The organism is Halorussus aquaticus (assembly GCF_024218795.1).
GTDB classification, from domain to species: Archaea; Halobacteriota; Halobacteria; order Halobacteriales; family Haladaptataceae; genus Halorussus; species Halorussus aquaticus.
In genome coordinates this window covers 2,346,089-2,370,807 of sequence record NZ_CP100400.1, presented here as the reverse complement: position 1 = coordinate 2,370,807, position 24,719 = coordinate 2,346,089, and the positions used below count along the sequence as shown (strand labels likewise).

At 65.4% G+C, this 24,719-nt stretch carries 28 protein-coding genes and 1 tRNA gene; 14 read left to right on the top strand and 15 right to left on the bottom strand.

Annotated features, from left to right (window positions below):
- Positions 1–41: 41 nt before the first annotated feature.
- Positions 42–971 (bottom strand): NAD-dependent epimerase/dehydratase family protein, encoded by a 930-nt coding sequence (locus NGM06_RS12275; protein WP_254267236.1) that lies wholly within the window; start codon positions 969–971, stop codon positions 42–44.
- A 150-nt stretch (positions 972–1,121) separates the two neighbouring features.
- On the opposite strand from NGM06_RS12275, the gene NGM06_RS12270 reads away from it, so the two are divergent.
- Complete coding sequence (locus NGM06_RS12270) at positions 1,122–1,655, top strand: Rrf2 family transcriptional regulator (RefSeq protein WP_163521454.1); 534 nt, start codon at positions 1,122–1,124, stop codon at positions 1,653–1,655.
- 169 nt (positions 1,656–1,824) lie between these two features.
- Positions 1,825–2,982, top strand: coding sequence for an NAD(P)/FAD-dependent oxidoreductase (locus NGM06_RS12265; protein WP_254267235.1), 1,158 nt, complete (start codon positions 1,825–1,827; stop codon positions 2,980–2,982).
- A 6-nt stretch (positions 2,983–2,988) separates the two neighbouring features.
- Here the strand turns inward: NGM06_RS12265 and NGM06_RS12260 are convergent, their stop codons facing one another.
- The 3 genes from NGM06_RS12260 to NGM06_RS12250 all read right to left on the bottom strand — a co-directional run bounded on the left by NGM06_RS12260 (position 2,989) and on the right by NGM06_RS12250 (position 5,736).
- The gene (locus tag NGM06_RS12260) at positions 2,989–4,572 is read right to left on the bottom strand and encodes an outer membrane protein assembly factor BamB family protein (RefSeq protein WP_254267234.1); all 1,584 of its coding nucleotides are present in this window, start codon (positions 4,570–4,572) and stop codon (positions 2,989–2,991) included.
- A 200-nt stretch (positions 4,573–4,772) separates the two neighbouring features.
- On the bottom strand, positions 4,773–5,207 hold the full coding sequence (locus tag NGM06_RS12255) for an FAD synthase family protein (RefSeq protein WP_254267233.1): 435 nt from the start codon (positions 5,205–5,207) through the stop codon (positions 4,773–4,775).
- 16 nt (positions 5,208–5,223) lie between these two features.
- Positions 5,224–5,736, bottom strand: coding sequence for a Mov34/MPN/PAD-1 family protein (locus tag NGM06_RS12250; protein WP_254267232.1), 513 nt, complete (start codon positions 5,734–5,736; stop codon positions 5,224–5,226).
- Between the two features lie 285 nt (positions 5,737–6,021).
- Here NGM06_RS12250 and han point away from each other — a divergent pair, with 285 nt between their 5' ends.
- A complete protein-coding gene (han, locus tag NGM06_RS12245; RefSeq protein ID WP_254267231.1) occupies positions 6,022–7,965 on the top strand; it encodes a Hef-associated nuclease in 1,944 nt (647 codons plus the stop codon).
- Between the two features lie 47 nt (positions 7,966–8,012).
- Here han and NGM06_RS12240 read toward each other — a convergent pair whose 3' ends face one another.
- Entirely contained in the window at positions 8,013–9,803 is a 1,791-nt protein-coding gene (locus NGM06_RS12240; RefSeq protein ID WP_254267230.1) for a phospholipase D-like domain-containing protein, read from the bottom strand.
- A gap of 79 nt (positions 9,804–9,882) precedes the next feature.
- Between NGM06_RS12240 and NGM06_RS12235 the strand changes: the two genes are divergently transcribed.
- The gene (locus NGM06_RS12235) at positions 9,883–10,125 is read left to right on the top strand and encodes a hypothetical protein (RefSeq protein WP_254267229.1); all 243 of its coding nucleotides are present in this window, start codon (positions 9,883–9,885) and stop codon (positions 10,123–10,125) included.
- On the opposite strand, the gene NGM06_RS24465 is transcribed toward NGM06_RS12235, so the two are convergent.
- From NGM06_RS24465 to NGM06_RS12225, 3 genes are all read right to left on the bottom strand, one after another.
- Complete coding sequence (locus tag NGM06_RS24465; protein WP_438267627.1) at positions 10,114–10,269, bottom strand: DUF7837 family putative zinc-binding protein; 156 nt, start codon at positions 10,267–10,269, stop codon at positions 10,114–10,116. The genes NGM06_RS12235 and NGM06_RS24465 overlap by 12 nt on opposite strands.
- Positions 10,270–10,401: 132 nt before the next feature.
- Complete coding sequence (locus NGM06_RS12230) at positions 10,402–11,688, bottom strand: HEAT repeat domain-containing protein (RefSeq protein WP_254267228.1); 1,287 nt, start codon at positions 11,686–11,688, stop codon at positions 10,402–10,404.
- A 57-nt stretch (positions 11,689–11,745) separates the two neighbouring features.
- Entirely contained in the window at positions 11,746–12,486 is a 741-nt protein-coding gene (locus NGM06_RS12225) for a protein sorting system archaetidylserine synthase (RefSeq protein ID WP_254267227.1), read from the bottom strand.
- A 96-nt stretch (positions 12,487–12,582) separates the two neighbouring features.
- Here NGM06_RS12225 and NGM06_RS12220 point away from each other — a divergent pair, with 96 nt between their 5' ends.
- Both NGM06_RS12220 and NGM06_RS12215 read left to right on the top strand, forming a co-directional pair.
- Positions 12,583–13,122 (top strand): pyridoxamine 5'-phosphate oxidase family protein, encoded by a 540-nt coding sequence (locus NGM06_RS12220; protein ID WP_254267226.1) that lies wholly within the window; start codon positions 12,583–12,585, stop codon positions 13,120–13,122.
- Between the two features lie 63 nt (positions 13,123–13,185).
- Positions 13,186–13,617 carry a plastocyanin/azurin family copper-binding protein gene (locus NGM06_RS12215; protein ID WP_254267225.1) on the top strand — a complete coding sequence of 144 codons (432 nt, stop codon included), beginning with the start codon at positions 13,186–13,188 and terminating at the stop codon, positions 13,615–13,617.
- A gap of 2 nt (positions 13,618–13,619) precedes the next feature.
- On the opposite strand, the gene NGM06_RS12210 is transcribed toward NGM06_RS12215, so the two are convergent.
- The 5 genes from NGM06_RS12210 to NGM06_RS12190 form a co-directional block, all read right to left on the bottom strand.
- A complete protein-coding gene (locus tag NGM06_RS12210) occupies positions 13,620–14,357 on the bottom strand; it encodes a LolA family protein (protein ID WP_254267224.1) in 738 nt (245 codons plus the stop codon).
- A 162-nt stretch (positions 14,358–14,519) separates the two neighbouring features.
- Positions 14,520–15,155 (bottom strand): 30S ribosomal protein S3ae, encoded by a 636-nt coding sequence (locus tag NGM06_RS12205; protein WP_254267223.1) that lies wholly within the window; start codon positions 15,153–15,155, stop codon positions 14,520–14,522.
- Positions 15,152–15,472 carry a KEOPS complex subunit Pcc1 gene (locus tag NGM06_RS12200; protein WP_368410440.1) on the bottom strand — a complete coding sequence of 107 codons (321 nt, stop codon included), beginning with the start codon at positions 15,470–15,472 and terminating at the stop codon, positions 15,152–15,154. The genes NGM06_RS12205 and NGM06_RS12200 overlap by 4 nt, the downstream gene beginning before the upstream one ends.
- Entirely contained in the window at positions 15,469–16,677 is a 1,209-nt protein-coding gene (locus NGM06_RS12195; RefSeq protein WP_254267222.1) for an exonuclease RecJ, read from the bottom strand. Before NGM06_RS12195 ends, NGM06_RS12200 begins: the two co-directional genes overlap by 4 nt.
- Positions 16,678–17,145, bottom strand: coding sequence for a 30S ribosomal protein S15 (locus tag NGM06_RS12190; protein WP_254267221.1), 468 nt, complete (start codon positions 17,143–17,145; stop codon positions 16,678–16,680). It abuts the gene before it with no gap.
- A 501-nt stretch (positions 17,146–17,646) separates the two neighbouring features.
- On the opposite strand from NGM06_RS12190, the gene NGM06_RS12185 reads away from it, so the two are divergent.
- The 8 genes from NGM06_RS12185 (at position 17,647) to NGM06_RS12150 (ending at position 23,461) form a co-directional block, all read left to right on the top strand.
- Positions 17,647–17,718: transfer RNA gene (locus NGM06_RS12185), tRNA-Ala, on the top strand.
- A 278-nt stretch (positions 17,719–17,996) separates the two neighbouring features.
- Positions 17,997–18,257 (top strand): hypothetical protein, encoded by a 261-nt coding sequence (locus tag NGM06_RS12180; RefSeq protein WP_254267220.1) that lies wholly within the window; start codon positions 17,997–17,999, stop codon positions 18,255–18,257.
- Positions 18,254–18,763, top strand: coding sequence for a PD-(D/E)XK family putative nuclease (locus NGM06_RS12175; RefSeq protein WP_254267219.1), 510 nt, complete (start codon positions 18,254–18,256; stop codon positions 18,761–18,763). Before NGM06_RS12180 ends, NGM06_RS12175 begins: the two co-directional genes overlap by 4 nt.
- Entirely contained in the window at positions 18,760–19,275 is a 516-nt protein-coding gene (locus NGM06_RS12170) for a DUF488 domain-containing protein (RefSeq protein ID WP_254267218.1), read from the top strand. Before NGM06_RS12175 ends, NGM06_RS12170 begins: the two co-directional genes overlap by 4 nt.
- Positions 19,272–20,954 (top strand): DNA cytosine methyltransferase, encoded by a 1,683-nt coding sequence (locus NGM06_RS12165; RefSeq protein WP_254267217.1) that lies wholly within the window; start codon positions 19,272–19,274, stop codon positions 20,952–20,954. Before NGM06_RS12170 ends, NGM06_RS12165 begins: the two co-directional genes overlap by 4 nt.
- Complete coding sequence (locus NGM06_RS12160) at positions 20,947–21,270, top strand: hypothetical protein (protein ID WP_254267216.1); 324 nt, start codon at positions 20,947–20,949, stop codon at positions 21,268–21,270. Before NGM06_RS12165 ends, NGM06_RS12160 begins: the two co-directional genes overlap by 8 nt.
- Positions 21,267–21,605 (top strand): hypothetical protein, encoded by a 339-nt coding sequence (locus NGM06_RS12155; RefSeq protein WP_254267215.1) that lies wholly within the window; start codon positions 21,267–21,269, stop codon positions 21,603–21,605. Before NGM06_RS12160 ends, NGM06_RS12155 begins: the two co-directional genes overlap by 4 nt.
- Complete coding sequence (locus NGM06_RS12150) at positions 21,602–23,461, top strand: hypothetical protein (protein ID WP_254267214.1); 1,860 nt, start codon at positions 21,602–21,604, stop codon at positions 23,459–23,461. Before NGM06_RS12155 ends, NGM06_RS12150 begins: the two co-directional genes overlap by 4 nt.
- Positions 23,462–24,032: 571 nt before the next feature.
- Here the strand turns inward: NGM06_RS12150 and NGM06_RS12145 are convergent.
- Both NGM06_RS12145 and NGM06_RS12140 read right to left on the bottom strand, forming a co-directional pair.
- Positions 24,033–24,434, bottom strand: a complete 402-nt coding sequence (locus tag NGM06_RS12145) for a helix-hairpin-helix domain-containing protein (RefSeq protein ID WP_254267213.1) — start codon at positions 24,432–24,434, stop codon at positions 24,033–24,035.
- Positions 24,431–24,718, bottom strand: a complete 288-nt coding sequence (locus NGM06_RS12140) for a hypothetical protein (RefSeq protein WP_254267212.1) — start codon at positions 24,716–24,718, stop codon at positions 24,431–24,433. Before NGM06_RS12140 ends, NGM06_RS12145 begins: the two co-directional genes overlap by 4 nt.
- Position 24,719 lies beyond the last annotated feature (1 nt).

The following is a 24,719-nucleotide window of genomic DNA, read 5'->3' as shown; positions in this document are numbered from 1 at the left end:
AGGATTGGAAAGTGAGTGTTAGCGCGTCAGCACCGACCCGCTTACTTGTACGGCGCGCAGACTTCCTTCAGACCCTCCTCGAAGCTTATTTCGGGTTCCCAGCCGGTCGCCTCCGTCATCTTCGAGCGGTCGGCCATGGTGTCGTGGACGAACATGTCGTCGGGGATGGGGTTCTCGACGTGTTCCGGTTCCACGTCCGAGTCGAGTTCCTCCTTCAGCATCTCGACGACTTCGTTGGCGCTGTAGGACTCGCCCGTCCCGAGGTTGTAGACGCCCGTGAGTTCGTGGTCGGCCGCGAGTTCCAGACCGCGAACGATGTCCGAGACGTGGGTGAAGTCGCGGGTGTGACTGCCGTCGCCGTAGATGACCGGCGACTCGCCGTTGGCGATGTCGTCTGCGAACTGCGAGATGATGTTGGCGTACTCGCCCTTGTGTTCCTCCGACCCGCCGTAGCCCTGATACACCGAGAAGAAGCGCATCCCCGCGACGTTCATGTCGTGGGCGTTGGCGAAGTACTCGCCGTAGCGCTCGCGGGCGAGTTTCGAAGCCTCGTAGCCCGTGCGCGCCTCTACGTCCATGCTCTCGGGCGAGGGTTCGGTCCGACTCCCGTAGATAGACGAGGTGGAGGCGTAGACCACGGTGTCACAGCCGTCCTGTCGGACCTGCTCGACGGTGTTGGCGAAGCCCTCGACGTTGACGCGGACGCCGTCGCGGAGTCCGTCGATGCTGTCCTCGTGCATCGTGAGCGACGACAGCGCCGCGAGGTGGAACAGCACGTCCACGCCTTCGGTCGGGAGGTCGCCGTCCAAGACGCTCACGTCGTGGAACTCGACCGACTCGTCGAGATTCTCGGGCGTGCCGAGGTAGAGGTCGTCCACCGCGATCACGTCGTTGTCCGCCGCGAGGTAGTTCGCCAGATTCGAACCGATGAAACCTGCACCGCCGGTCACCATGACGCGTTTGTCCTGCATAGTTGGTCGCACCGTCGCCACTGCCAAATCGCTGTCGCTCCGTCGGTCGGATGCGAGACCGTTAACTGTAGTCGGTCCGAACCCCGAAATCCCACCGTCCTTTCGTGCGGTTCGCCGCATTTAAGGCAATCTATTGCCAAGGTTTGTCTAATGTCGTCAATCGAACTGACCGCGAGTCAGAAGAAAATTCTCCGCGCGCTCGTAGACCTCCACCGCGAGACCGAAGACGCAGTCAAAGGTGAGGACATCGCCGACGAAGTGGACCGCAACCCCGGCACCATCCGGAACCAGATGCAGAGCCTGAAGGCCCTCCAACTGGTCGAAGGCGTCCCCGGTCCCAAGGGTGGGTACAAACCGACCGCCAACGCCTTCGACGCACTCGGCGTTCAGGACATGGACCAGGAGGCCGAGGTGCCGCTGTTCCACGAGGGGGAGGAAGTCGAGGAGGCGAACGTCGGTGAGATAGACCTCGCCAGCGTCCACCACCCCGAACTCTGTCGCGCAGAAATCCACGTCCGCGGGTCGGTCCGCGAGTTCCACGAGGGCGACTCGGTCCGCGTCGGTCCCACGCCGCTGTCGAAACTCGTCATCGAGGGGACGGTAGACGGCAAGGACGACACCAACAACATCCTCATCCTGAAGATCGCGTCGATGGAAGCGCCCGCCGAAACGCCCGAACACTAGCTCTCGCTCTCTTCTCTGCGACGTTCCCCGGTGGTGATCGACCGGAACCGTTCGCCCGTGCGGGACTCGTCCGAATCGGATTCACCGCCCGCTACCCCTGTTTGTCATTCTCAACCGTCCGTACGTGACTTCCAAAGCCTTTGTATCCGAGGCCTTCGGAGTTTCCGATATGACTGAGAAGGTCGTCGTACTCGGCGCCGGTTACGCCGGTGCAGGCGCGGTTCAGCGATTGGAAGAGGAACTACACCACGCCGACGCCGAGTTGACGTGGATTTCGGAGAACAACTACCATCTCGTGCTCCACGAGGCCCACCGGGTCATCCGCGACCCGAGCGTGGAGAACGACATCACGATTCCCGTCGGCGACATCGCTAGCCCGAGCACCGAGTTCGTACAGGCGCGAGTCGAGAGTGTCGATACCGACGACCAGACCGTCGAACTCGACGGCGACGACTCGGTCGAGTACGACTACCTGCTCGTCGCGCTCGGGAGCCAGACCGCCTACTACGGCATCCCCGGCATGGAGGAGAACGCGCTGACACTCAAGAACCTCGACGACGCCCGTGAGATTCACGATCAGGTCGAAGCGGCGGCCTCGCAGGCCTCGCGCAACGACCCCGCGACGGTCGTCATCGGCGGCGCTGGTCTGTCGGGTATCCAGAGCGCGGGCGAAGTCGCGGAGTACCGCGACGAGCACCGCGCGCCCATCGACATCTACCTCGTGGAAGCGCTCGAAGAGATCATGCCCGGACAGGACTCCGAGCTTCAGGGGACGGTCCGGCGACATCTCGAAGAGGCCGACGTCGAAATCCTGACCGACGACCCCATCACGGAGGCCACCGAGGACGCCATCGAGTTCGACGAGGGCGACCCTCTCGACTACGACGTGTTCGTCTGGACCGGCGGTATCACCGGACAGGACGCGCTCGACGGCACCGAACTCGACAACGAACACAACCGCGTCACCACGGAGTCGAACTTCCAGACCAGCGACGGGAGCGTCTTCGCCATCGGCGACTCGGCCATCATCGACCAGGGCGAGGACCCCGCACCGCCGACCGCGCAGGCGGCGTGGCAGGCCGCCGAAGTCGCGGGCCAGAACATCGCCCGCGCCATCAACGACCAACCGCTGAAGACGTGGACCTACGACGACAAGGGGACGCTCATCTCGGTCGGCGAGACCGCGGTCGCCCACGACGTCGATTCGGTCCCGATTCGGACGTTCAACTCCTACCCCGCGAAGTTCCTGAAGAAGGCCGTGGCCGCGCGCTGGATCGCCGACCTCACGTCGTGGCCCCGCGCGCTGAAGGCGTGGGACTCGCTGTAGCGACGACTACGAGTCTACCGTCGGTCTGACGCGAACCGCGCGGGTCATCGTGTCTGTGCGCCCGTCCGCACCGACCGCCCGCAACGTCGCCGTTTTCTTCCCCGACTCCTCGTAGGTGTAGTTGGCGAACTGCCCGGTCGCGTCCGCAGTTCCGTCGCCCGTGAAGTCCCACTCGTAGCGAGCTATCGGCCCGGTGGTGAGTCGCCCCCAGAACGTGACTCGCCTGCCGACCCGTATCTCGTGTTCGGGTCCGGGTCCCGTGTTCTCGAAGACGAAGTTGGCCTCCACGCTCGCGTCTCCGGTCTCCGCCAGCGCGTAGAGGTGGTCGCAGGCGACGTACACCGTCCCGTCCACCACCGCTGGTTGAGAGCTAGCGCGAGACATTTCGCCGAGAGCGTAGCGCCACCGACACTCCCCCGAGCGAGTGTCGAGCGCGTAGACCGCGGCGTCGTATCCGCCGACGTACACGGTGTCGCCGACAACCGCCGGGGGTGAGAATCGGTCGATGCGGGCCATCGGATTCCGGTCGGCGGAATCGACGGCGAACTGCCAGCGTTCCTCGCCTGTCGTGGCGTCGAGCGCCGTGAACGCGCCCTTCGTCGGGACGTACAGAGTGTCGTGTGCCAGCGCCATCGTCTGGTTCATGGGTTCCTCTCCGACCCACGACCACGCCACGTCGCCGGTGTTCGCGTCCAACGCGACGACCCGGCCCAGTCCGTCGTCGATGTCGTGGGACCCGCCGCCGACGAAGACCGTCTCCTCGCCCACCGTGGGCGCGATTCTGACGAACTCGCAGTCGTCCGGGTACTCGTACGTCCAGCGTCGCTCGCCGGTCGCGGCGTCGAACGCGTGGAGTCGGTGGTCCGAGACGCGCCACGTTCCCTCGCTGGCGAACACGCGTCCGCGACGGACCGCCGGTGAGTACGCGATTCCGTCGGCGGCGTCGTACTCCCAGCGGTGCGCGCCCGTCTCGGCGTCGAGCGCGACCAACCGCTGGCGACCGCCGAGGAAGACCGTTCCGTCGGCGACGACCGGCGTTCCGACGTTCGCCGCGTCAGCGTAGCGCCAGCGCTCCTCGCCGGTCGCCGCGTCGAGCGCGTACAGCACGTCCTCGGACCCGAAGGCGTAGACGGTCCCGCCGGAGACCGTGGGACGCCCGAACGACGCGTCCTCGAACGTCGCTTCCCACTCCAGTTCGCCGGTCTCGGGGTCCACCGCGTAGACGCCGTCGCTGGTCCGGTCGTCGCCCCATCCGCCCCGGCCGCCGACGTAGACGGTACCGTCGGCGACCACCGGACCGGTCGTGAACTCCCAGAAGTGCCACGTCGGGCGACCTCGCTCGGTCGGGCCGGTCGTCGCGTGGTTGTAACTCGTGTTTCCGGCGTCGAACCCGCGGGTCCGCCAGTCGGGGTGGACGCCGGACCGTTCGTCGGTGCCGTCCGCCGAGTCGCCGTCCCCGTTCTGTTCACTGCCGCCACTGCCTTCGCCGCCATCGCCTCGCACACCGATTCCGAGGTCGCCGAACGCCGCGACGCCGACGCCCGCCAGCAACCGTCGCCTGTCGTCGTCTACGTCTGTGGGGGAGACCATAGGTCGGCCTATCGGACGGTCGGAAGCGGCTTTGTTATAATCTGGCTATCAGGTATAGTCCGCGAGTGACGCCGATAGCGGCGGGATACGGAGAGTCTGGCGACGGGACGGCCACAGAACGAGTCTCCGATTGCATCGCAGTATGCAGACCGAGGGCGGAGACGACGGCGCTCGGTCGCGCGTGTCACCGGGCCGGGCCGTCAGCGGTCGCCGCGCTCGGCGAGAATCCGGTCGATGATGCGGCCCGTCGAGAGCAGTTCGCCCTCGTACTCGGGGTCGCGGGGACTCGCGCGCCGGACCTCGCAGTCGATACCGCGGCGAGCGAGTTCGTCGGCGATGGCGGTCTCGTCGTGGTGCTGGTCGTGGCCGAGGGCGATGACGTCGGGGTCGAGTTCCTCGATGGGCACGAAGATGTCCTCGGGGTGGCCGACGCGGGCGTCGTCTACAACGTCGATGGCGGCCACCACGTCGCGGCGCTGGCGGTTCGGCAGAATCGGCGGGTCCTTGTGGGTGACGTTCTCCCTGCGGGCGACGATGACGGTGAGTCTATCGCCGAACGCCGCGGCGTCCCGGAGGTAGTGGACGTGTCCGGGGTGGAGGAGGTCGAAGGTTCCCTGTGCGATGACGTGGGTCATGCTGAGTCCTCGTCGGTCATGGTGAGTCTGAATCCTCGCCGAGGTCGTAGTCCAACTCGGCGTCGATGTCGGCCTGCGTGAAGTCGAAGAACGATTCGCCCTCGGGGAGCGAGACGTCGAGAACGTCCAACTCCCGGGGGTCGCCCTCTCGGTCGAACGCCTTCCAGTCCTCGTCGTCGTAGGGGTAGCCGATGATGATGTGGACCTTCCCCTTCCCGAACGTGGCGAGGTCCTCCTTGCTCGGCTTCAGGACGCCGTTCGGGTGGGAGTGGACCGACCCGACGGAGTTGAAGTCGTTGGGTATCTGGCTCGTCTTGACGGTCGCGCTCACCGAGTTAGTCTCCGTGCCGGGGATGACTAGTACGTCGGTGATGACGGTCCCGTCTCGTTCGAGTCCGAGCGACCGGGCGTCCTCGCCGCGGAGGAAGCCCATGTACTCGTGGGGATGGGCGTCCTCGGAGGCCGCGAGGGCGAACTGGAGGGCGTCCTCGGCGATGCCGAGTATCTCGCTCGACCGGAACAACCGCATGGTCAAATCTCCGGGCGGGCGCGTTCTAAAGGTTGCGAACCGCTAGGCAGAGATGGTGGCGTTACCCGTGGCGTTGGAACAGTTCCTCGTCGGGAGTCTCTGTGCCGTCGCTCCGTGTCGTGACCGGAGCAGAGTCGGAACCGCTCCTCGAAAGAAGTTCACTTCGTGGTCTGTACGATTCAGACACGTCTGGACGCGTCGAACCTGCGATTCTCGCAGATTCGAATCCCTGATGGGCGTAGTTGCAAACCCTTAAAATCGGGCGAACCGAAACAACGGCCAAGAATGACATCTACCGATACCCCCGGCGAGGTCGTCGTCTACGACCTCGACCCGGACTGCACCCTCGAAGACGTCGAAGAGGGTAACTACTACCACGCGACGGTCAACGGCGTCGTCGATTACGGCGTCTTCGTGGATCTCTCCGAGTCGGTCTCCGGACTCGCCCACGAGTCCAACTACGACGGGAGCTACGAGGTCGACGAGGCACTCGTGGTCGAACTGACTGAGATTCGGGAGAACGGCGACCTGAGTTTCGACCCCGTCGAACTCGACGAGTACGAGACCGTCGAGGTAGACCACGACTACGACATCGCCGACGCGGGCGAACTCGGCGGCGCGGTCGGCGAGACGGTCCACCTCGAAGGCGAAGTCGTCCAGATAAAGCAGACCGGCGGCCCGACCATCTTCCACGTCAGCGACGAGACCGGCGTCGTCCCGTGTGCCGCGTTCGAAGAGGCTGGCGTCCGCGCCTACCCCGAGGTCGAAATCGACGACGTGGTGCGAGTGACCGGACAGGTCGACGAACGCGACAATTCGCTGCAGGTCGAGGTCGATTCGCTCGACGTACTGACCGACGGCGACGCCGACGACGTGCGCGAGCGCCTCTCGGCCGCGCTCGAAGAGCGCGCCGAACCTCACGACATCGAACCGCTCGTGGAGTGGCCCGCGCTGACCCAGATGTTCCCCGACCTCCAGAAGGTCGCCAAGCAACTCCGCCGCACCGTGCTCGAGAGTCGGCCGATTCGGGTCCGCCACCACGCCGACGGCGACGGGATGTGCGCCTCGATTCCGGTCCAGTACGCGCTGGAGCAGTTCATCCAAGACACCCACCAAGACCCCGAGGCCAAGCGTCACCTGTTCAAGCGCCTCCCGAGCAAGGCCCCCTTCTACGAGATGGAGGACGTGACCCGCGACCTCAACTTCGCGCTGGAGGACCAGGCCCGTCACGGTCAGAAACTCCCGCTCCTGCTGATGCTCGACAACGGGAGCACCGCCGAGGACGTGCCAGCGTACAAGAACCTCGCGCACTACGACATCCCCATCGTGGTCGTGGACCACCACCACCCGGACCCCGAAGCGGTCGAACCCTACGTGGACAACCACGTCAACCCGTACCTCTACGACGAGGACTACCGCATCACGACCGGGATGATGTGCGTCGAACTCGCGCGGATGATTTGGCCGCCGATAACCGAGGAACTCCGCCACGTCCCCGCGGTCGCTGGCATCTCCGACCGCTCGAAGGCCGACGTAATGACCGACTACGTCGAACTCGCCGAGTCGGAGGGCTACGACGAGTCGTTCCTCCGGGAGATCGGCGAGGCGCTCGACTACGAGGCCCACTGGCTGAAGTACGACGCGGGCCGCAACCTCATCAACGACGTGCTGAACGTGGGCAACACCGTCGATCCGGCGTCGAAGAGCGGTCGGAGTTCGGCCGACGGCGGCGACGGCGAGGAGCGCCACCGCGAACTCGTCGAGTTCCTCGCGGAGACGGCCGAGTCCGAGGTCGAGGACCAACTCGACGCGGCCATGCCCCACGTCGAACACGAACGACTCGACAGCGACGCCCACCTCTACCGCATCGACGTGGAGAACCACGCCCATCGGTTCACCTACCCCGCGCCGGGCAAGACCACGGGCGAAATCCACGACCGGAAGGTCCAGCAGACCGGCGAACCCGTCATCACCATCGGCTACGGCCCGGACTTCGCGGTCCTCCGGAGCGACGGCGTGCGCCTCGACATCCCCGAGATGGTCACGGAACTCAACGACGAGGTCGGCGGCGGCGGCGTCTCCGGCGGTGGCCACCTCGTCGTCGGGTCCATCAAGTTCGTCCCCGGCATGCGCGAGGAGGTCCTCGACGCGCTCGTGGAGAAGATGGCCGACGCCGAAATCGACGAGGAGTTGCAGAGTACGACGGTCGGCCACGAGCAGGACGACTGACCGCTCGGGTCTACACGTCGGCTTCCTCGGTTCTCGAACACTGCTTTTCAGTTCTCGAACACCACCTCGCGCTTCGCGTACAGTAGGGCAACGACTGCGCCGACGGCAACTGCCCCGAGCAGACCGACCGGGACCCGACCGCCGCTTCCGAACCCGTCGTCCGCGCTCGCCCGCCAGTCGGCGTCGAACGCGCGGGCGTAGAATCCGCCCGCCTCCTCGCCGCGGAGTACGACCGCGACTTCGCGGTTCGCCCTCGCGGAGTGGTTGTTCCAGTTGAGGCTTCCGACGACGGCGGTGTCGCCGTCGACGACCACGCCCTTGGCGTGAATCTTCCCGTAGCGTCCCCGCGGGTCCGCCATGCGCGCCTCCAGTGACAGACCCTCGGCTTCCGCGCGGCTATTCAGCCACTCGACCAGTTTCCGGTTGTCCTTCTCGACGTACCACGCGCTGCTCAGCAGGACTCGGACCTCGACGCCCCGACGGGCGGCCCGCAGCGTGGCCCGTAACAGCGAGTGTTTTCGCCCGCCGATGGCGACCTGTTGGACGCGAATCGACTCGTCGGCGGCGTCGAGCGTCGAGACGAGCGACGCCTCCGCGTTGTCGGGCGCGACCAACACCTCGCTCGAAGAGACGTTTACGCCGTCGGGAGCGACCGCCGCGGGGTAGGTGTCGTTCGCGGGCGCACCGTCTGCGGGGTCGAAACTCCGACCTCGTCTGAACTCCGACCACGGAGTCGCCCCGCGCCACCCCGCGTCGGCCCGGAACACCTCGGCGAGACGACTCGCGACCGCATCGCTCCGGACGACCGCTCCCCACCCGCGATTCGAGTGGCCGCCGGTCCCCGACGGCTTCCAGTTCTCGGTCAGGACCAGCGCCCGGTCGTCGGCGACGGCGTACTTCGCGTGATGGAAGTCGTAGCGTGCCCGCGGTCCGCCGAGGACACGGACCTCGACGCCGCGAGCGACCAACGAGTCGAGCAGTTTGGCCGACCTACGGGAGAGACCGCCGACCGGCGCGCCGTCGACGAGGACTCGAACTTCCACGCCGCGCCTCGTCGCGGACGCGAGCGCGTCGGCGACTCGCTCGGAGGCGAACGTGTACCCGGCGAGCAGGATGCGCCGGTCGGCCCGCCGGAGCGTTTCGAGTGGGACCGCGGGCGAGTCCGGGAGGACGAACGCGCGGGCGTTGGTCGGTCCGGTCCGGGCGACGCCGAAGTCGGTCGCGCCGAGCGGAGTCCACCGCCACACGGACGACCCTCCGGAGTCTCTCGCCTCGGGTCCTCCTCGGTCGTCTCCGCTCCGGACGCGGTGAAAGCGTTCACCTTCGGGAGCGTCTTCGTAGGTGACGGTCGCTGCGGTAGCGTTTACATCGGTCTCAGAGGTTCTCGCTACGGTTCCGTCACGGACGAGGCGAACGGTCTCGCCCCCGTTCGCCAGCGAGAGACCCCCGGTGAGCGCGATGACAGGAGCGTCGGTCAGGTTCCGTGCGGTTCGAGGGTCGCCAGAAACCGCCACCCGGCCGGAGACCGTCTCGTTCGGGAACGCGACCGTCGTTTCACCGTCCGCGAGCGACCAGTTCGAGGGGTTCGCTCGCTGGGGGAATCGAACGACTGCGAACTCCCCCGCGTCTCCGTCGGCCACGGGGTTCGGGTAGAGCGCGACGATTTCCGGCGGGTCGGTCGGGGCGATATCGACGGGAGCGTCGTTGCCGGTCGTCGCATCGTCGAGAGTCGTCTCTGCGGGCGTGTTTACGGCGACTGCCGGTGGAGTCGTTACCGTAACGACTGCGATCAGCGCGGCGGCGACGATGATCGGTGTGAAATCGGTCCAGAGCGACACGCGACGGATTGGTCCCGCCTCCGGATTTAAACTCTCGGGGACCGATGGCTTTTTGCTCGATAGGTTCGCCGGTGTGATTATGGTCGATCTCGTGCTGGCACTCGAACTCGCGGGATACGCGCTCGGCGCACTCGGCGCGGCGCTGGTCTTCTTCGAGTTCTTCCAACTACCGAGTTACGTCGAGTACAGCGAGGAGTACAACGACTACAGCGTCGATATCTCACCGATGGAAGTGACAGAACACACGTGGATCGGTCGAATCGGTGCGTTCCTCCTCATCGTCGCGTTTACAATACAGTTTCTCGCGGCGCTACTCGCCTGACGGGTGGACAACGTCGCGGCAATCGGGGCATTCCGCGAAGCGTTCGGGACGACCTTCCGACTCGTATTCGATGAGCAGGTAGTCGCGAGTAATCGCCTCGCCGCAGTTCGGACAGCGCCCGAGCGTTTGCGTATCGAAGGCCATAGTTCGGCTACGTAATACGACGAAAAGGGGGCGCTTTGTTATGGTGTGGCTACCGAGGGCTGTCGCTCGGTATTGTCGTACTACTCCGCGAGCATCGCGGTCAATGTCGTACTGAAAACCGGTACGGGGCGATTACGCCGGGGTTTCCGACCGACTCTCGACCGCTTTCTCGGCTTCGGTCTGCACGAGGTACGCCCGGTCGTCCGCGAAGGGACGGACCGCTTCGACGGCGCGTTCGGTACCGATCTGGTTGAGCGCCCACGCCGCGCTGGCCCGGACCTCGTCGGCCTCGTCGTCTTCGAGGACGTCCGTGAGCGGGTCGATGGCGCGCGTGTCGCCGATGAGACCGAGCGCGCGGGCGGCCTGACTCCGGACCGAGGCGTCGTCGGCCGCGAGTCGGTTCGCCACGTCTTGGGTCGCCTCTTCGCTGCCGATTTCGCCGACGGCCTTCAGCGCGGGCTTGGCGAGACCGGGGTCGGAATCGACGTAGTCGAGAACTGCGTCGAGTCCGTCCTCCTCGCCGATTTTACCGATAATCTTGATGGCGGGTTTGTCACGACGCTGGGCGCGCTCTTTCATCGCGTCGAGCGAGTCGGGATGGCCCATCCGTTCGAGCGCCTCCAGACAGTGTTCCTCCATGAAGTTCGACTGGAAGTTGTCGAGGCCGAGCAACACCATGTCGGCGCGCCCCCGCTTCTCCCAGACCTTCAGCGCGTGCCACTCGGGCGGGTAGTCCTTGCGGTGGTCCAGAACGTCGTAGAAGCCCTGCACCTGCAACTGCTCGCGGGTTTCGAGGTCGTCCCACTCCTCGGCGTCCTCGACGCCCGCCTGCAGGTCGGCGGCCGCCGCCTCCAGTTCGGCGATGGTCTCGGCGTCGTCGTCGGGGTCGAGTCCCGCCTCGCCGATACGGACCGCCGTGTCCTCGACTGCGGTCGTGAGGTCTTCGAGGTCGGGCGAGACCGTCACCGAGATGCCGGTGCCGAGAATCTCCTCGACCTCGGTCACGAACACGTCCACGGCGTCCGCCAGTTCCTCGCGGCCATGTTCGGTCCACTCGGTCTCCTCGACGGTGGTCCCGGCCGCCGACACGTCCTCGACGACGTCCTCGGCGTAGGGGCCGCGGGCCTCTTCGAGGTCGCTTCGAAGCGTCGAGAGGCGGTCTTCCAACTGGTCGCGCGGACTCTCCTCGTCTTCGTCCTCCGGTTCGGGGAGGTCGGCGCGCTCGACGTGGCCGTCTATCTCGTCGAGGTGGGCCTCCACCTCGTCGAGGTCCGCTTCCGTCTCCGCGGCGTCGAGGTCCGCCTCTGCCGCGTCCAGTTCCGCCTCGATCTCTTCCTCGGTGAGCGTCGCCTCGACCGACGACTCCTCGGTTTCGGTCGCCTCGGTCTCGGCGTCCGTCTCGTTGCCCTCGTCGCTCATTCGTCCCACCCCGCAAGGCTTACCGGACTCATATGGTCAAAACTCGGTGCGTACACCTCAAGAGCGTTTCCCTTCCATCTCGCGTGGTGCCACCTCGCGGTCGTCCAGTTCGCACTGGGTGTCGCGCCAGTAGAACCGCGGCCCCAGCAGGAGGTAGGCGAGCGCGGCCGCGAGCAGGAGCCGCGGGAACGCCCGCCCGAACGCGGTCGGGGCGAGGACGGCGAGCGCCTGCACGCCGCCCATCGCCAGCGCGTCGCGGGCGAAGAGGTCCGGGTACGTCACCTGTGTCACCATCAGGTATGCGAAGGCCGCAGCGGCCGCCAGCAGGACCGCGGCGTCCTCGACGCCCGCCAGCACGGCGGTCGCCAGAATCGTCGCCGCGAGCGTGCTCGGGACGCCCTCCGTGTGACCGTTTCCGACGTCGTACGCCGTATACAGCCCCAACCTGACGACGGCCATCGCCACGAACAGCGCGGGGACGCAGAACGCGGCGACCGCCATCGCGGAGGGGTCGGCCAGTCCCCACCGCTCGCGCGCAATGGCGAACACCAGCGCGGCGGGCGCGACGCCGAACGAGGCGACGTCCGCCAGCGAGTCGAGATACTCGCCCGCCGGGGTACTCCCCAACTTGCGAGCGACCACGCCGTCGAGTCCGTCCGCGACTGCCGCCAGCAGCACCAACCGAGCGGACAGTCCCGGGTCGATGGTCGCGACGACGGCCGCCAGAAAGCCGAGCGCGGCGTTGGCGACCGTCACCGCGTCGGCGACGCCGAGCCGACCGACGAACCGGGGTTCCATACGTGTCGGGTGTGCGACGGCCGTTGATACGTCTTTATATCCGGCCTACTCTCGCCCGCCGGACAGGTTATCCCGCCCGAAGGCGTACTCGCGTCGATGACCGACCGAGAACCCGAGGAGTCGCGAGACCGAGGAGACGACCGAACCGACGCCGACGCCCACCGGGACCGCCCCGAGACCGAGGCGAGCTACGGCATCCCCGACGACGCCGAGGGCACGCTGTCGTGGGAGTTCGTGACCTCCCGAATGGCCGACGACCGCACGTACTGGCTCTCGACCACGAGACCCGACGGTCGCCCCCACGCTCGGCCCGTGTGGGGCGTCTGGGTGGACGGACGATTCCACTGCGGCGGCGGTGAGCGAACTCGCTGGGTCCGCAACCTCAAGGCGAACCCCGCCGTCGCGGTCCACCGCGAGGACGGCGAGGAGGTGGTCGTCGTGGAGGGGACCGCCGAGCGAATCGACCCAGACACCGCGGAGGCCGACCGAGTCGAGCGCATCGACGCCGCCTACGAGGAGAAGTACGATATTCGCCACGGCACGCCGTTCTTCGCGGTTCGCCCCGACACGGTGTTGGCGTGGAGCGATTACCCCGACGACGCGACCCGATGGACGTTCGGCGAGAGCGACCCGTAGCCGACCGCTCGCGAGCGCCGGTCTATCGCATGACCTAAATCGTTCGCGTCCGGAGAGTCGGGCATGGACCGCCGAACGTTCCTCGCGGGGGCCGCTGGCGTCGGGTCGCTGAGTCTCGCCGGATGTAGCGCCCTCCGGGGCGGAAGCGCGAGCGCCGACGAGGCCGACTACGACATCGGCATGGGGTCGGCGTTCTTCCGCCCCGCGGAGTTCGAAGTCAAAGCGGGCGAGACGGTCGTCTGGCGGAACACGGGCAACCGCCGCCACACCGTGACGGCATACGAGAACCAGATTCCCGACGAGGCCGACTACTTCGCGTCCGGCGGATTCGACTCCGAGCAGGCCGCCCGCGACGGGTGGGTGAGCGACTTCGGCGGGCGAATCAACGCGGGTGCGACCTACGAGGTGACGTTCGACGTGCCGGGCAAGTACCACTACTTCTGTATCCCCCACGAACCCACCGGGATGGTCGGCAAAATCGTCGTGACGGAGTAAGATTACTCGGAGCGGGTCTCGGATTCGGTACCTATACAGTCTGTGGTAGAAACAATCTCCGCCTCTTCGGGTGGTTCGAAGTCGAAGACGGAGTCGTCGATACCGGAATCGAACTCTACCGACTGGAACTCGTTCGTCTCTGTCAAGACGCAGTCGTCGAGTCGATACTCTGCTTCGTGCTTCATCGGGAGCCAATATTCACTGTCTACCCAAATCTGAACGTACCGGTACTGTCGGTAGAACTGTTCTGCATCTTCTCTCGGCTCAAATCGGAGAACGTGCGTCTCTCGGTCGACTACCTCCTCGACTCCGCCACGGGAAATCTCGAAGTTACGTTTCGGCGACGATCCGATCAGAGACGGTTCTACCATCGAACCGGCCAACTCCTCCGACGTTTCGAATACGTACGAGTGGCACCTGTTCGTGTCCCTGTTGTATTTCAGCAACTCGTTCTCGTTACGGATTACCACGTGTCCTCCGCCTTCGAGTTGATTGAGCGTAGCGTTCTCGTCTATCTGTACTTCAGGGTCGAACTCCCCGACTGTTTCCGTACGCTGCACTTCGAGGCGCGATTTGTGCCACGGATTTTCCCAGATTTCCACGGTTATCTTCTTGGAGCCATCTCCACCGTATGACTGGGTTCTCAGTTGTGTTCCATGGACTTCGCTGGGATAGGTCTCCTCGTCCAAAAGTCTATCAACAATTTTATCACTATCGGTCGGTTCGCTATCTCTATTCACACCGATAATTATTATTCATCTTATAATAAGTTGTTTGCTGTATCCCATCTAATCGGTGGGCTGCACGCTGATTATCGGGTTAGAAGGTGTCTCTGTCGAGATGACGGGCGCGTTCAGACGGACGGCTTGCCCTCCCGCAGCGTAAAAATAAACGCGTGGAATTCAGACTTCGACTTCTTCTTCGTCCACGTCCACCGAGGTCTCCTCCTCGGCGGCGACCTCTTCGGGACGGGCCTCCATCGTCGCCTTCTGAATTTCGACGCGGCGCAGCGGGTAGATGGTCTTGGCCTCGCCGTAGATGGCCGACGAGAGCCGACCCTCGACCACGCTGTCGATGAGGTCCTCGAAGGTGCGGTCCTCCGCGGCCTCCTCGACGATGTCCACCATCGTGTTGCGGATGGCCTTCTCTTGGCTCGCGTCGGCGTCCTTGGTAGTGAACGCGACGGGCTGAATCTGGACGCGGTAGTCGTCGGTCGTCAGGACCGTGACGTACGCCTCGACCTTCGAGGCACCGCGGCGCACGAGGCTCCGCAGGTAGTCGCGGGTGAGTTCGTGCTTCATGAACTCGGTGTACGCCGCGTCGCTGCCCACGTCGTTGATCTTGAACGTGAGCTTGGTGTTGTTCTCGCTGGCGTCGCCTTTCAGTTCGCCCAGCGTGGTCTCGATGTTGCGACCGAGGACCTTGTCCGGTTCGTCTGCGGGGGTGCCACCGAGCTCCTGTCGGTCGAACTGCTCGGGAGCGTGGATGGTGTACCACCGTTTCTCCTGTTTCTGCTTGGATACGGATCGTTCACTCATGATTGGGTTGTGTCGTCTGCGTTCGCTCGCGATTCGCTCGCGTCCGCGTGCGAGCCGTTCGCGTGTCGTCTGGCTGCCTGTGCGACTTCCTGCGCCACCGCGAGGTTCACGACGTAGTCGTCCACCGTGGTCCGGAGACCGCCGGTGGTCTCGCGCTCGATGGACGTCTCGACGACGCCGTCTGCAGCGCGAGTGTCGATTTCGGGCGTGTTGTCGGGTCGAACCGACGCCGCCAGTATCGCGGCGTCGTCGAGTTCGGTCCGAATCGTCGCCGAGCGACCGGCGGACCCGTCCGCGTCGGATGGGGGTCCCGTCACGCTCTGGCCTCCCGGAACGCGGTGAGAAACTCCTTGGCGTCTCTCTCGTGGTCGAACTGCGCGTAGCCGCGGTCGGACGTGCCGCCGCCCGACCCGCCGACCGCCTGTGCGGCCTCCTCCATCGCCGCGCCGACGCCCGCGTCCTCGACTGCAGTCGCGGCCGCTTCCGTCTCGGTCACGACGAGCGCGACCGGTTCGGGCGACCGGAAGTCCCGCAGGAGGCGCGCGACCGTCTCGGCTGGGGCCTCGTTGGTGCGGAGCACGAACAGGCCGTCGTACCGGCCGGTCGTGGCCTCGCGGAGGACGCGGTGGGCCGCCGCGGCGTGGTCGCGCCACGCGTCGAGCGCGTCGGCGCGCGCGTCGTGGCCGAGCGCCAGCGCGACGCCCGTTCCCGGTCGCTCGCGCGCGACGGCGTTCAGCACGTCGGCGTAGCCCTCGACCGTCGCGAAGGGGGCGTTCGGGCCCGCCGAGCCGTCGGATTCGTCGTCGGGCGCGTCGTCCGCAATCGCGTGCGGTCGGAGCGCGCGCTCGACCGCTTCGGCGGCCCGCTCGGTCGCGGCGTCCGCACCGGCGACCGCAAGCGCGAACTCCGAGGCTATCGTGCGGCGGGCCGAGTCGCCGAGTCGGGCGGGCAGGCCGAGTTCGGCGAGCGCGGCCTGCACGGCGTCGGCGTCGCCCGAGTATTCCGCGTGCGCGAGCGTCGAGTGGGCCAGTCCGTCAGCGAGGTCCGCCGTCGGAACGCCGACGCCGGGTCGCCGTTTGAGACCGGCGTCGCGGGCCTGTTCGAGGACGTGAGCGCTCTCGCCCCCGCCCACGGGGTGGCCCGCGGCCGCGACGCCAGCGAGTGCTAGCACCGGGTCGGGCGACCCGCCGAGTTCGTTGGCCACGTCGAAGGCGGTCACGCTCGCGGGGGTCGCTTCCCCCGGCAAGTGGGTGTCCGCGGCGGCGTCGAGACCGATACCGACGGTCGTGTCGGCGGAGTCGGTCTCGGTGTCACCGTCGGCCAGCGTCTCGCCGAAGCGCCCGACCCGAATCTGATAGGGGACGCCGCGTTCGGCGAGCGCGCGAGCCAGCAGTCCGGCCGCGGCGAGACAGTCGCCGTCGGCGCGCGAGAGGACGCGAACGAAGTCGGCCTCGCGCAGACCGGCGGCCGCGCCGCTGGCGGACGGGGCTGGCCCGTCGTCAGTTCGACCCGAGGGAGACATTTAGTCCTCGAGGAGTTCCTTGGCGTTGTCGTAGGAGTATTTGAAGTCCTCGTCGAGTTCGTCGCCGCGGTAGTAGTCCACGAGGCGTCGAACCTTCGACTGGGTGTTCTGGAGCGCCCGCTTGTTCTGGGCGTCCTGCGGGTTCTCGTCCATGTGCTCGCGCAGGCGGACGGCCCGCTTCAGCAGGTTGCGAAGGTCCTCCGGAACGTCGCCGGTGGCGTCGTTCTCCTCGAGAATCTCGGTGACCTTCTTGCCGGTCGCCAGCTTCACGTCGGGGACCGGCGTGCCTTTGACGCCCTCGTCGCGCAGCTTCAGGCCGATCTGGCTCGGGGTGTGACCCTGTTCGGCCAGTTCGACCACGCGCTCTTCGATGGCGTCTTCGTCTACGTCGCTCCACTCCGGCGGTTCGTCTGCCACGGGCTTGTCCGAGTCGGACGAGCCGCGGCGGCGGGTGTGCATTCGTGCCATAGTTTTCTGGATTGGAACTGCACAGGCCGCTATCGCCGATTGTAAGGTAGGCGTGCTGATGCGTCGGTCTGACGCGGCGCACGTCCGTAATCCCGAGTCGGGCAAGTAGGGAGGCGAGGAACGCCTCGGACCCGACGAGTCAGATTTACGGCTGTGCTGTTCCCGTACACAGGGGAACGGTTTTACGAGGGTAAAGCTTTTCTATCTGATTCTGTCTGCACACGTCTCATCAGGCGTAGAGTACAAACCTGCCCCGGCGCGCGCCGGCGCGGTGCTGTGCGGTTGCTGTAGACTCCTGTGTTCGAGCCTAAATCCGGCTTTCCCCTTCTTCCCTTTCGGTCCTAGCGAGTTCTCGCACCACTCAAGTCCAAAGCCTGACAGCGCCAAACCACGGACTCCCCGACACCGACGAGTCGTCGAGTAATGCGTCACCCTTTCGCGGTGGTAGTCGGAATCCGAGAGGTTTATCAGTACCCCGGGACAACGAAGAGATGCGTCCAAGGGCTCGTAGATCAGCGGTAGATCATCCCCCTGGCACGGGGAAGGCCTCGGGTTCAAATCCCGACGAGTCCACTCCCATTTTACCGCCGTTCCGAGGGAAACTAAACCGACAGAGGAGCGTCTGTTCCTCCCGGAAACCGGAGAATCGCCGTTCTCGAATGCCCCCAATCGAAAGCGAGTAGCTTCGCATCCGGAACGCGGGTCGCCGCCTTCTGGCGGTCAGATTAGGGGACAGAGGTGGTCGGCGTGAGCGTCGAGTACTACGCCGCCGTTTGTACCTTCTGCGGGTGCGCCATCGAGGACCCCGAAAAACAGTGTCCTGCACTTAATAACGGGAGGTGTCGTCCCTGATGGCGATTCAGGACCGCGCCACGCAGCGGCGCGAGCGCCAACTCCTCACTGCGTGCCCGGCCTGCGGTGAAGACCTCTCCGGGAAGACGAAAACCTCGGACCACTTCCTCCGAGACCATCTCCCCGAGGACTTCGGCCTCACGCCACTCGGCGAGATACGCGAAGGCACTGCGAAACCGCTGTTCGAGGACACCAGCGAGATTAGTCCAGACAGCGCCCCGGAGAAACGAGTTCTCGCCGACGGAGGTGCGTCGCCGTGAGCGACGCTCAGGCGGTCCTCCACCCGAAGGCCGCGGGCGAGTCCGTCGAGGCCAACGTCGTCCAGCGCGTCGAGCAACTCGCGTACGTCAGCGACCGGGAGGCCGAGTGGTGCGACGCCTTGGCCGACTCGCTGCTGGCCCCGACTACGACCGACTCGGTCATCTTCTGCGGAATCAACCTGCTCGCGAAGGGAACACACGTCGAAATCAAGAGCGCTCAGGACCGTCTCGCCAGCGGCCAACGTGGCCGAATCTACGTCCGGAAGCGACAACACGAACGCCTTCTGGAAGAGAACGCCGCGTATCTCGTCGCGGTGTACGACCCCCGACCCGGCCGCAACCAACGCGTCCTCGCGATGGCCATCATCCCGGCGTCTGTCCTCGACGAAATTCTTCCCGACGGCTGGACCAGCGTCGAGGGAGACCGCTCGGAGCGAGGGTACCGGCAACTGTCGTGGTCACGCATCATTGACCCCGACGACGTCGAGGGAGGTGACCAGCGGTGACGCTCTACACCACCTACTTCGGTGGCCTCAACTCCCTCGTCCACCCCGACGATGCCGACCTCGTCCTCGGCGTCGTTCGGTATCCGCAGGACTTCGTCCAGCGCGTCACCGACCGGAACGTTCCCGCCGTTGCGCCGCCCGATGACCTACTCAACGCCTTCAAGACCGTCGAAGAGGCGGGCGACCGCGACGGCGTCGCCAACCCGAGCGCCGCCGCGTGGCGCACGGTCGACTTCGAGGACCGCTACCGCGACCATCTCGACGGTGCGGGCCAACAGCAAGTCCTCGACGAACTCCGCGGCCGCGCCGAACATCGGAACGTCTGGCTCGTCTGCTGGGAGAAGGACCCGCGGTACTGTCACCGCCGCGTACTGGCCGAGGTTCTGGCCGACGGCCTTGACGCCGAGGTCGTGCATCATCCTGACCCGGCCGACCTCGACGAACCGACCGACGAGCAGGACGGTCCGGAACTCGCCAGCCTCACCGACTTCTCGGGAGGTGAGACCGCGTGACCGACGCGCAGTGCGCAAGCGAGACCGAGCGCGAGGTCGTGGCGGTTGACCTCTTCTGCGGGGCCGGTGGGTTCAGCGAAGGACTTCGCCAAGCCTGCGACGACCTCGGGTTCCCTCTCCGTGAAGCAGCAATCAACCATTGGGACCCAGCGGTACAGACCCACGAGGCGAACCACCCAACCGCCCACCAGTACCACTCGAAGGTAGAGCAACTCCACCCGCCGGAAGTCATCCAACGACTCTCCGACGACGATACTGACCTCAACGTGGACCTACTCGTCGGTGGCCCCGAATGCACTCACTTCAGCCGCGCTCGTGGCGGTAAACCCGTTAGCGAGCAAAAGCGGATGTCGCCGTGGCACGTCCTCGACTGGTTAGAGAAGCTGGACGTCGATGCGTTCGTCATTGAGAACGTCCCCGAGATACAGGACTGGGGTCCCGTTGAGGACGGTCAGCCTGTCCGGGACGGGTCTATCTTCGACGCGTGGGTGAACGCATTGAATCAACTCGGCTACGCGGTCAACTGGACCCAACTCGTCGCCGCCGACTACGGCGACCCGACGACTCGGGAACGCTTCTTCATCATCGGACGACAGGCCGGGAGCGTCACCTTCCCAACCCAGACCCATGGTGACGACCGCGACGACCTTCCCGACCGCCGTACAGCCGCCGAGATTATCGACTGGTCGGACCTCGGCGGTTCTATTTGGACGCGAGACCTCGACGACGGCCGGAAGACACCGCCGAAGAACTCAACGATGCAGCGAATCGCCGAGGGACTTCGCCGCCACTGTAGCGACGCGGTAGCTCCCTTCGCTGACGTCCTTGAGACGCTGGGCAAAGACGACATCTATCGACTTCGAGAGGAGCGCGTCGTCCCCGCTGCGTACGCGTCAGCGGTCGCGGACATCGTCAAGGAGCCGTTTCTGGTCCCGCTCCCCGACAGTCCGGCCGTGATGTCGGCGACGCACCTCTTACGCCAGCAGGACGGCGCACATCCTTTGGATGTCGAGGAGTCGCCGGTGCCGACGATTGCGACGCGAGGCGGGCATGCTATCGTCACTACGGAGACGCGCTCGCTCGTGATGCCGCGGAACGGTCCCCGAGGGGATCTCCACAGTAACACGCTCTACCCGCCGGAGGACCGGCCGCTGCACACGGTCACTGCGAGCAACCACGACGGCCACCTCCTCACGCCGTCACTGGTCCGGTACTCGAACGGTGGTGCCGCGCTCAACGTCGCGGACCCGATGCCGACCATGGCAACCGAGAAGGGCGGCGTGGTCACACCCTCGTCGCCAGTTCTCCGTCCGTTCATCGACGACTACGAGGGACCGCCGAAGTCCCCCTACCAACTGCTCGGTACGATTACCAGTCGAGACCGCTTCGCGCTGTGCATTCCGAAGCTCTGGCCGTGGGGACTCGACGTCCAGTACCGGATGCTCCAACCGCGCGAACTCAAGCAGGCTCAGGGTTTCCCCGCCGATTACGAACTTGTCGGGACAAAAACCGACCGGACCGAGCAAATCGGGAACGCAGTACCGGTCAATCTGGCGAAGAACCTGTGCAAGCACGTCCTGACGGCCGAGGACCCGAGTCTCGCGACGTTCGGCGGCGGTCTCGCTGACGAGCCAGATGCGGACATTCCGTCTTACGAGGAGGTGGCCTCCGATGACTGAACAGTCTACGGACGGAAGTGAGTGGTCCTACGGGGACTCGACGGTCGGCCACGACGTGCCGAAGTCCGTCCGAGAAGGTGGCGCGACCGGCCCCTCACTGAAGTACTCCCTCGGAGAGAATGGCACCGCCTACGAAAACCACTCGGTCAACTTCGAGTGTACGGAGTGTGGCTCTATCCGACGATTCGCGAGCCGGTCGTTCATGACAATGTACCGCTGCGACGAGTGCGAAACCGTCCGGTGGTTCGAGTTCAAATGGGACCTGAACCGCGCTCGGTCCAGCACGACTACTGAGCAGGGAGGTGACTCGTCGTGACGGTTCGCGAGTCTGCGAGCGACCTCGTCGAACCGCGGACCATCGTCCTCATCGCCGACTACGATGCTCACCTTGACGCCGCGTTCTGCCCGTTGTGCGGGGCCGACGTGACCAGCACCATCGGCACACCGACTGTTCCCGCCGACCTGCTGGAGACGCACGTCACTGACGACCTCCCGGTCTACGGATGGTCCTGCGAGTGCCGCCGCGTCGATGTGGTCCTCCCGGCACCCGAGGAAGCCGCGCCCGACCACTTCACGACGGCCGAGGCCCACCTCGATGGCGAGACCGTGCCGGTCGCGACGCCAGAGCCAGCGCTCGCGGAGGCAACATGAGTACCGACGCGCCCACCCAGACGGCGAGCGTCTCGCTCGACGACGCCGACCCCCAGCAGAGCGCCCACATGGCGCACGACTACACCAAGAGCGGCCGCCTCGCGCCCGTCCCAGACGAGGACGCCGAACACGAGGTCCTGCTCAAAGACTACGACGAACTCGACTATCCCGACCCCATCGAACACGGTCACGGGATTCAGGCCGTCCTCGAAGACCTCCCCGATGAGGACGAAAACGATAGCGAGAGCTTCTACACTCGGCTGTGGAACGGCTGGCAGAACCTCGATATCGAACCCGAGGAGGAACCCGTCGTCCTCGCCGAGGACGTCCACAACCAGTTCGATTGGCTTCACGACGACTATCCGGCCCACCTCGTCCTCTCCTCGAAGGGCTGGATGGTCGGTCGAGACGTGGACGACGACCTCGCTGGACCGAACGCAGGCGCTGACGCGCTCATCTCGCAGTACTACGAGTACAATCTGAGCGTGATGCGCTACGACGAGGACTCGGGCAAGCTCGCGGCCGACCTCGACGGCAACCTCCGCGCTCCAGTCTCCTACCAGTGCTGGGTCCAGCCGCAGAACGAGGACCTCGTCCGACCGTCCGGCGACCCGATGGTCTGCCAGCACGGCGAAGGCTCGCGGTTCAAGACCCAGACGACCTACGCCGGTTCGAAGGAGTCGCTCGTCCGCACCGTCCAAATCACGAACCTCGCGGCGACCGCGCTCGGAGTCGAGCGCCCCGACTGGAGTACGTTCAACCGTGATTCGTGGAAGGTTTGGAAGGGCGAGGTCCACCATCGGTTCGCCAGCGAGATGATGGACGCCGTCGTCCAGCGCCTCCGCGAAGCGAAGTCGATGCTGGAGTACGGCGGCCGCGGCGACGTGGACGGCGACGGCACTATGCGCGAAGGGATGTTCGTCGAGGAGATGGTCCGCTCGGACCGCTGGAACGTCCTCGGCTTCAACGCCTTCGCACAGCGCTCGGGCATCGAACTCGGCCTGAAGGTCTACCGCATCAACGGGAGTCCCCGCGACGACCGCCTCTCCGAACCGAAACTTGAGGCGTTCTTCGCAGGCACCGACCACGACACCGAACTCCCGCACGCCGACGAGTGGGCCGCACTCCGCGCGACGCTCCGTCAGATGGCGAGCGGGTTGGCCGTCCGGTCCGGCCTGAACCTCGGCCTGTTGCGCGAAGACGACTACTACGAGCCGCGCGACCGCGAGCGCATCGACACGCTCGTCCCGACCGGCTGGCGCGCCGCCGTCCAAGAAGCCAACGAGACCCGCCTCCGGCGCATCCTCAACTCAGTCTACGGCCAATCAGGTACCCAGAGCAAGTGGGACCTTCTGTACGTCATCGCCACGATGAACGGCGCTCGCTACGAGGAACTCGCCGAGATTACCGGCTTCACGGAGGACTACGTTCAGGAGATGGTTGGGCAGTTCGTCGAGGACGACGTGCTGCTCCGGCTTAGTATGCCCACGCTCGTCGTCTTCAACAACGAGGAGCTACGGCTCAACGCACTCGATGAACTCGAAGCGATCCATCCTGACGAGGACCTCAAGGACATCCGCGAGCGCGGCGAGCAGCGTCGCAAGGACCGTCAGCAGGCCCGCGAGAAGCGCGGGGCCGACGCGGACGCCGCGGATGATACCGACGCTTCGGCGGGCGACAGCAGCAGCGCCGAGGATGACGACGACGGTCGCGACGACGCTGCCAACTGGGAGACGTTTGACGACGTCCTCCTGACTGGCGAGCAGTTGGGCGCTGCGCTCAACCGCGACCACATCGACGGTGAGCACGTCGAGATTCGGACTGACCCGTACCCGGCGATATTCACCGGAGGGTAGCGCCCTCTCGGGCCGGGTTCACGTCGGTACGTAGTGGCGACACTCTCGTTTTCGACTTTATTTCGAGAAAGTACAGAGAGATTCCTTTAGCGTTCGGGGAACTACTATTTTGCATATGGTTTTAGAGCGTCTTCATCGCGGCCTCGACGTCGCGGTCGCCAGTTTCGGCCAGTTTCCGCGCACCGCACACCCCACCATTTCCGCCGTTCTCACCACCTACAATGTCTCTATCCGGCACCTGTGGGTCCGGGCTGGGGGTCCGCCAACCCCCAGCACCCCTACGGTAGTTGCCCGTAGGCGGCTAACTCAATGCGGGCCGGGCCAGAACGGCCCGGCCCTCACCGCACTTGTCGAACCGGCCGAAACCAGACGGGAGACCGTATGAAACGAGGGTGTACACGGTCTGGGCCTCGCGGGAAATCCGACCCCTATCGCCCCTACGGTAGTGCGCGCTCGTGGCGCGCGTGAGTCTCTCGCAGTCGTCGAGGCAAATAGAGAAAAGGGGGGTCTAACCGATAGACGAGAGTCTATCTACCTGCGTTTCTGTTGCACAGACTGATAAGAAAATCAGCTACAGGCGCTCACGGAGTGCCGCAGCACGTTCCGGGCCGACGTTCGGAACATCTTCCAAGTCCTCACGCGACGCCTCGCGTAGCTCACGTTCACTCTCGAACTTCGCCGCGATGTTCAACGCCGTCTCCGGCCCGATACCGCTCACTGGCTCGACAGCGTTCCGAATCTGCTCGGTTCGCGGGTTAACTGCGACCGCCAACCGTCGCTCCATCTCCGCTTCGGTAATTCGGTTATCAGTGTACGCCAGTTGAATCTCCTCGACTGTCCGTGGGTCGTCGAGGTCAATTTCGCCGAGCCACTGTCGCACTGCGAGCGGAAAGTAGTCCTCGAACCGAGATACCATCGTTGAACATGCCCAGATAATCAGCAGGACGCTACTGACTGCGAATTCCGGCGTCATACTATCGGGAGCAGGTCGCCCAATCGGTCGAGTTCACTGCCGAGCGTCCCAAAGTTCACGCTCGCTTCAACGCCCGGAATCAGTCCGAGGACCGCCGCACTACCGAGCGCGAGGACAACGACTGCGACCCACGTCCCGAGTCGCGCCATCGTCAGTCCGAACGAGACCGCGTGAACCACGTCTTGTCCGTGACTGAACGCCGCGACTGCCATCACCGCGACCACCACGACGTGCGGCAAACCGAGCATCGAGAGGACGTCTCCGATGACCAACGGTGTCGGCATC

Coding starts and splice junctions, on each gene's coding strand:
- NGM06_RS12215 (WP_254267225.1), top strand. CDS start 13,186: ATGGACCGCCGAACGTTCCTCGCGGGGGCCGCTGGCGTCGGGTCGCTG.
- NGM06_RS12225 (WP_254267227.1), bottom strand. CDS start 12,486: ATGGAACCCCGGTTCGTCGGTCGGCTCGGCGTCGCCGACGCGGTGACG.
- NGM06_RS12160 (WP_254267216.1), top strand. CDS start 20,947: ATGACTGAACAGTCTACGGACGGAAGTGAGTGGTCCTACGGGGACTCG.
- NGM06_RS12145 (WP_254267213.1), bottom strand. CDS start 24,434: ATGACGCCGGAATTCGCAGTCAGTAGCGTCCTGCTGATTATCTGGGCA.
- NGM06_RS12140 (WP_254267212.1), bottom strand. CDS start 24,718: ATGCCGACACCGTTGGTCATCGGAGACGTCCTCTCGATGCTCGGTTTG.
- NGM06_RS12220 (WP_254267226.1), top strand. CDS start 12,583: ATGACCGACCGAGAACCCGAGGAGTCGCGAGACCGAGGAGACGACCGA.
- NGM06_RS12275 (WP_254267236.1), bottom strand. CDS start 971: ATGCAGGACAAACGCGTCATGGTGACCGGCGGTGCAGGTTTCATCGGT.
- NGM06_RS12205 (WP_254267223.1), bottom strand. CDS start 15,155: ATGAGTGAACGATCCGTATCCAAGCAGAAACAGGAGAAACGGTGGTAC.
- NGM06_RS12260 (WP_254267234.1), bottom strand. CDS start 4,572: ATGGTCTCCCCCACAGACGTAGACGACGACAGGCGACGGTTGCTGGCG.
- NGM06_RS12150 (WP_254267214.1), top strand. CDS start 21,602: ATGAGTACCGACGCGCCCACCCAGACGGCGAGCGTCTCGCTCGACGAC.
- NGM06_RS12230 (WP_254267228.1), bottom strand. CDS start 11,688: ATGAGCGACGAGGGCAACGAGACGGACGCCGAGACCGAGGCGACCGAA.
- NGM06_RS12250 (WP_254267232.1), bottom strand. CDS start 5,736: ATGCGGTTGTTCCGGTCGAGCGAGATACTCGGCATCGCCGAGGACGCC.
- NGM06_RS24465 (WP_438267627.1), bottom strand. CDS start 10,269: ATGGCCTTCGATACGCAAACGCTCGGGCGCTGTCCGAACTGCGGCGAG.
- NGM06_RS12190 (WP_254267221.1), bottom strand. CDS start 17,145: ATGGCACGAATGCACACCCGCCGCCGCGGCTCGTCCGACTCGGACAAG.
- NGM06_RS12270 (WP_163521454.1), top strand. CDS start 1,122: ATGTCGTCAATCGAACTGACCGCGAGTCAGAAGAAAATTCTCCGCGCG.
- NGM06_RS12235 (WP_254267229.1), top strand. CDS start 9,883: ATGGTCGATCTCGTGCTGGCACTCGAACTCGCGGGATACGCGCTCGGC.
- NGM06_RS12180 (WP_254267220.1), top strand. CDS start 17,997: ATGGCGATTCAGGACCGCGCCACGCAGCGGCGCGAGCGCCAACTCCTC.
- NGM06_RS12195 (WP_254267222.1), bottom strand. CDS start 16,677: ATGTCTCCCTCGGGTCGAACTGACGACGGGCCAGCCCCGTCCGCCAGC.
- NGM06_RS12255 (WP_254267233.1), bottom strand. CDS start 5,207: ATGACCCACGTCATCGCACAGGGAACCTTCGACCTCCTCCACCCCGGA.
- NGM06_RS12265 (WP_254267235.1), top strand. CDS start 1,825: ATGACTGAGAAGGTCGTCGTACTCGGCGCCGGTTACGCCGGTGCAGGC.
- han (WP_254267231.1), top strand. CDS start 6,022: ATGACATCTACCGATACCCCCGGCGAGGTCGTCGTCTACGACCTCGAC.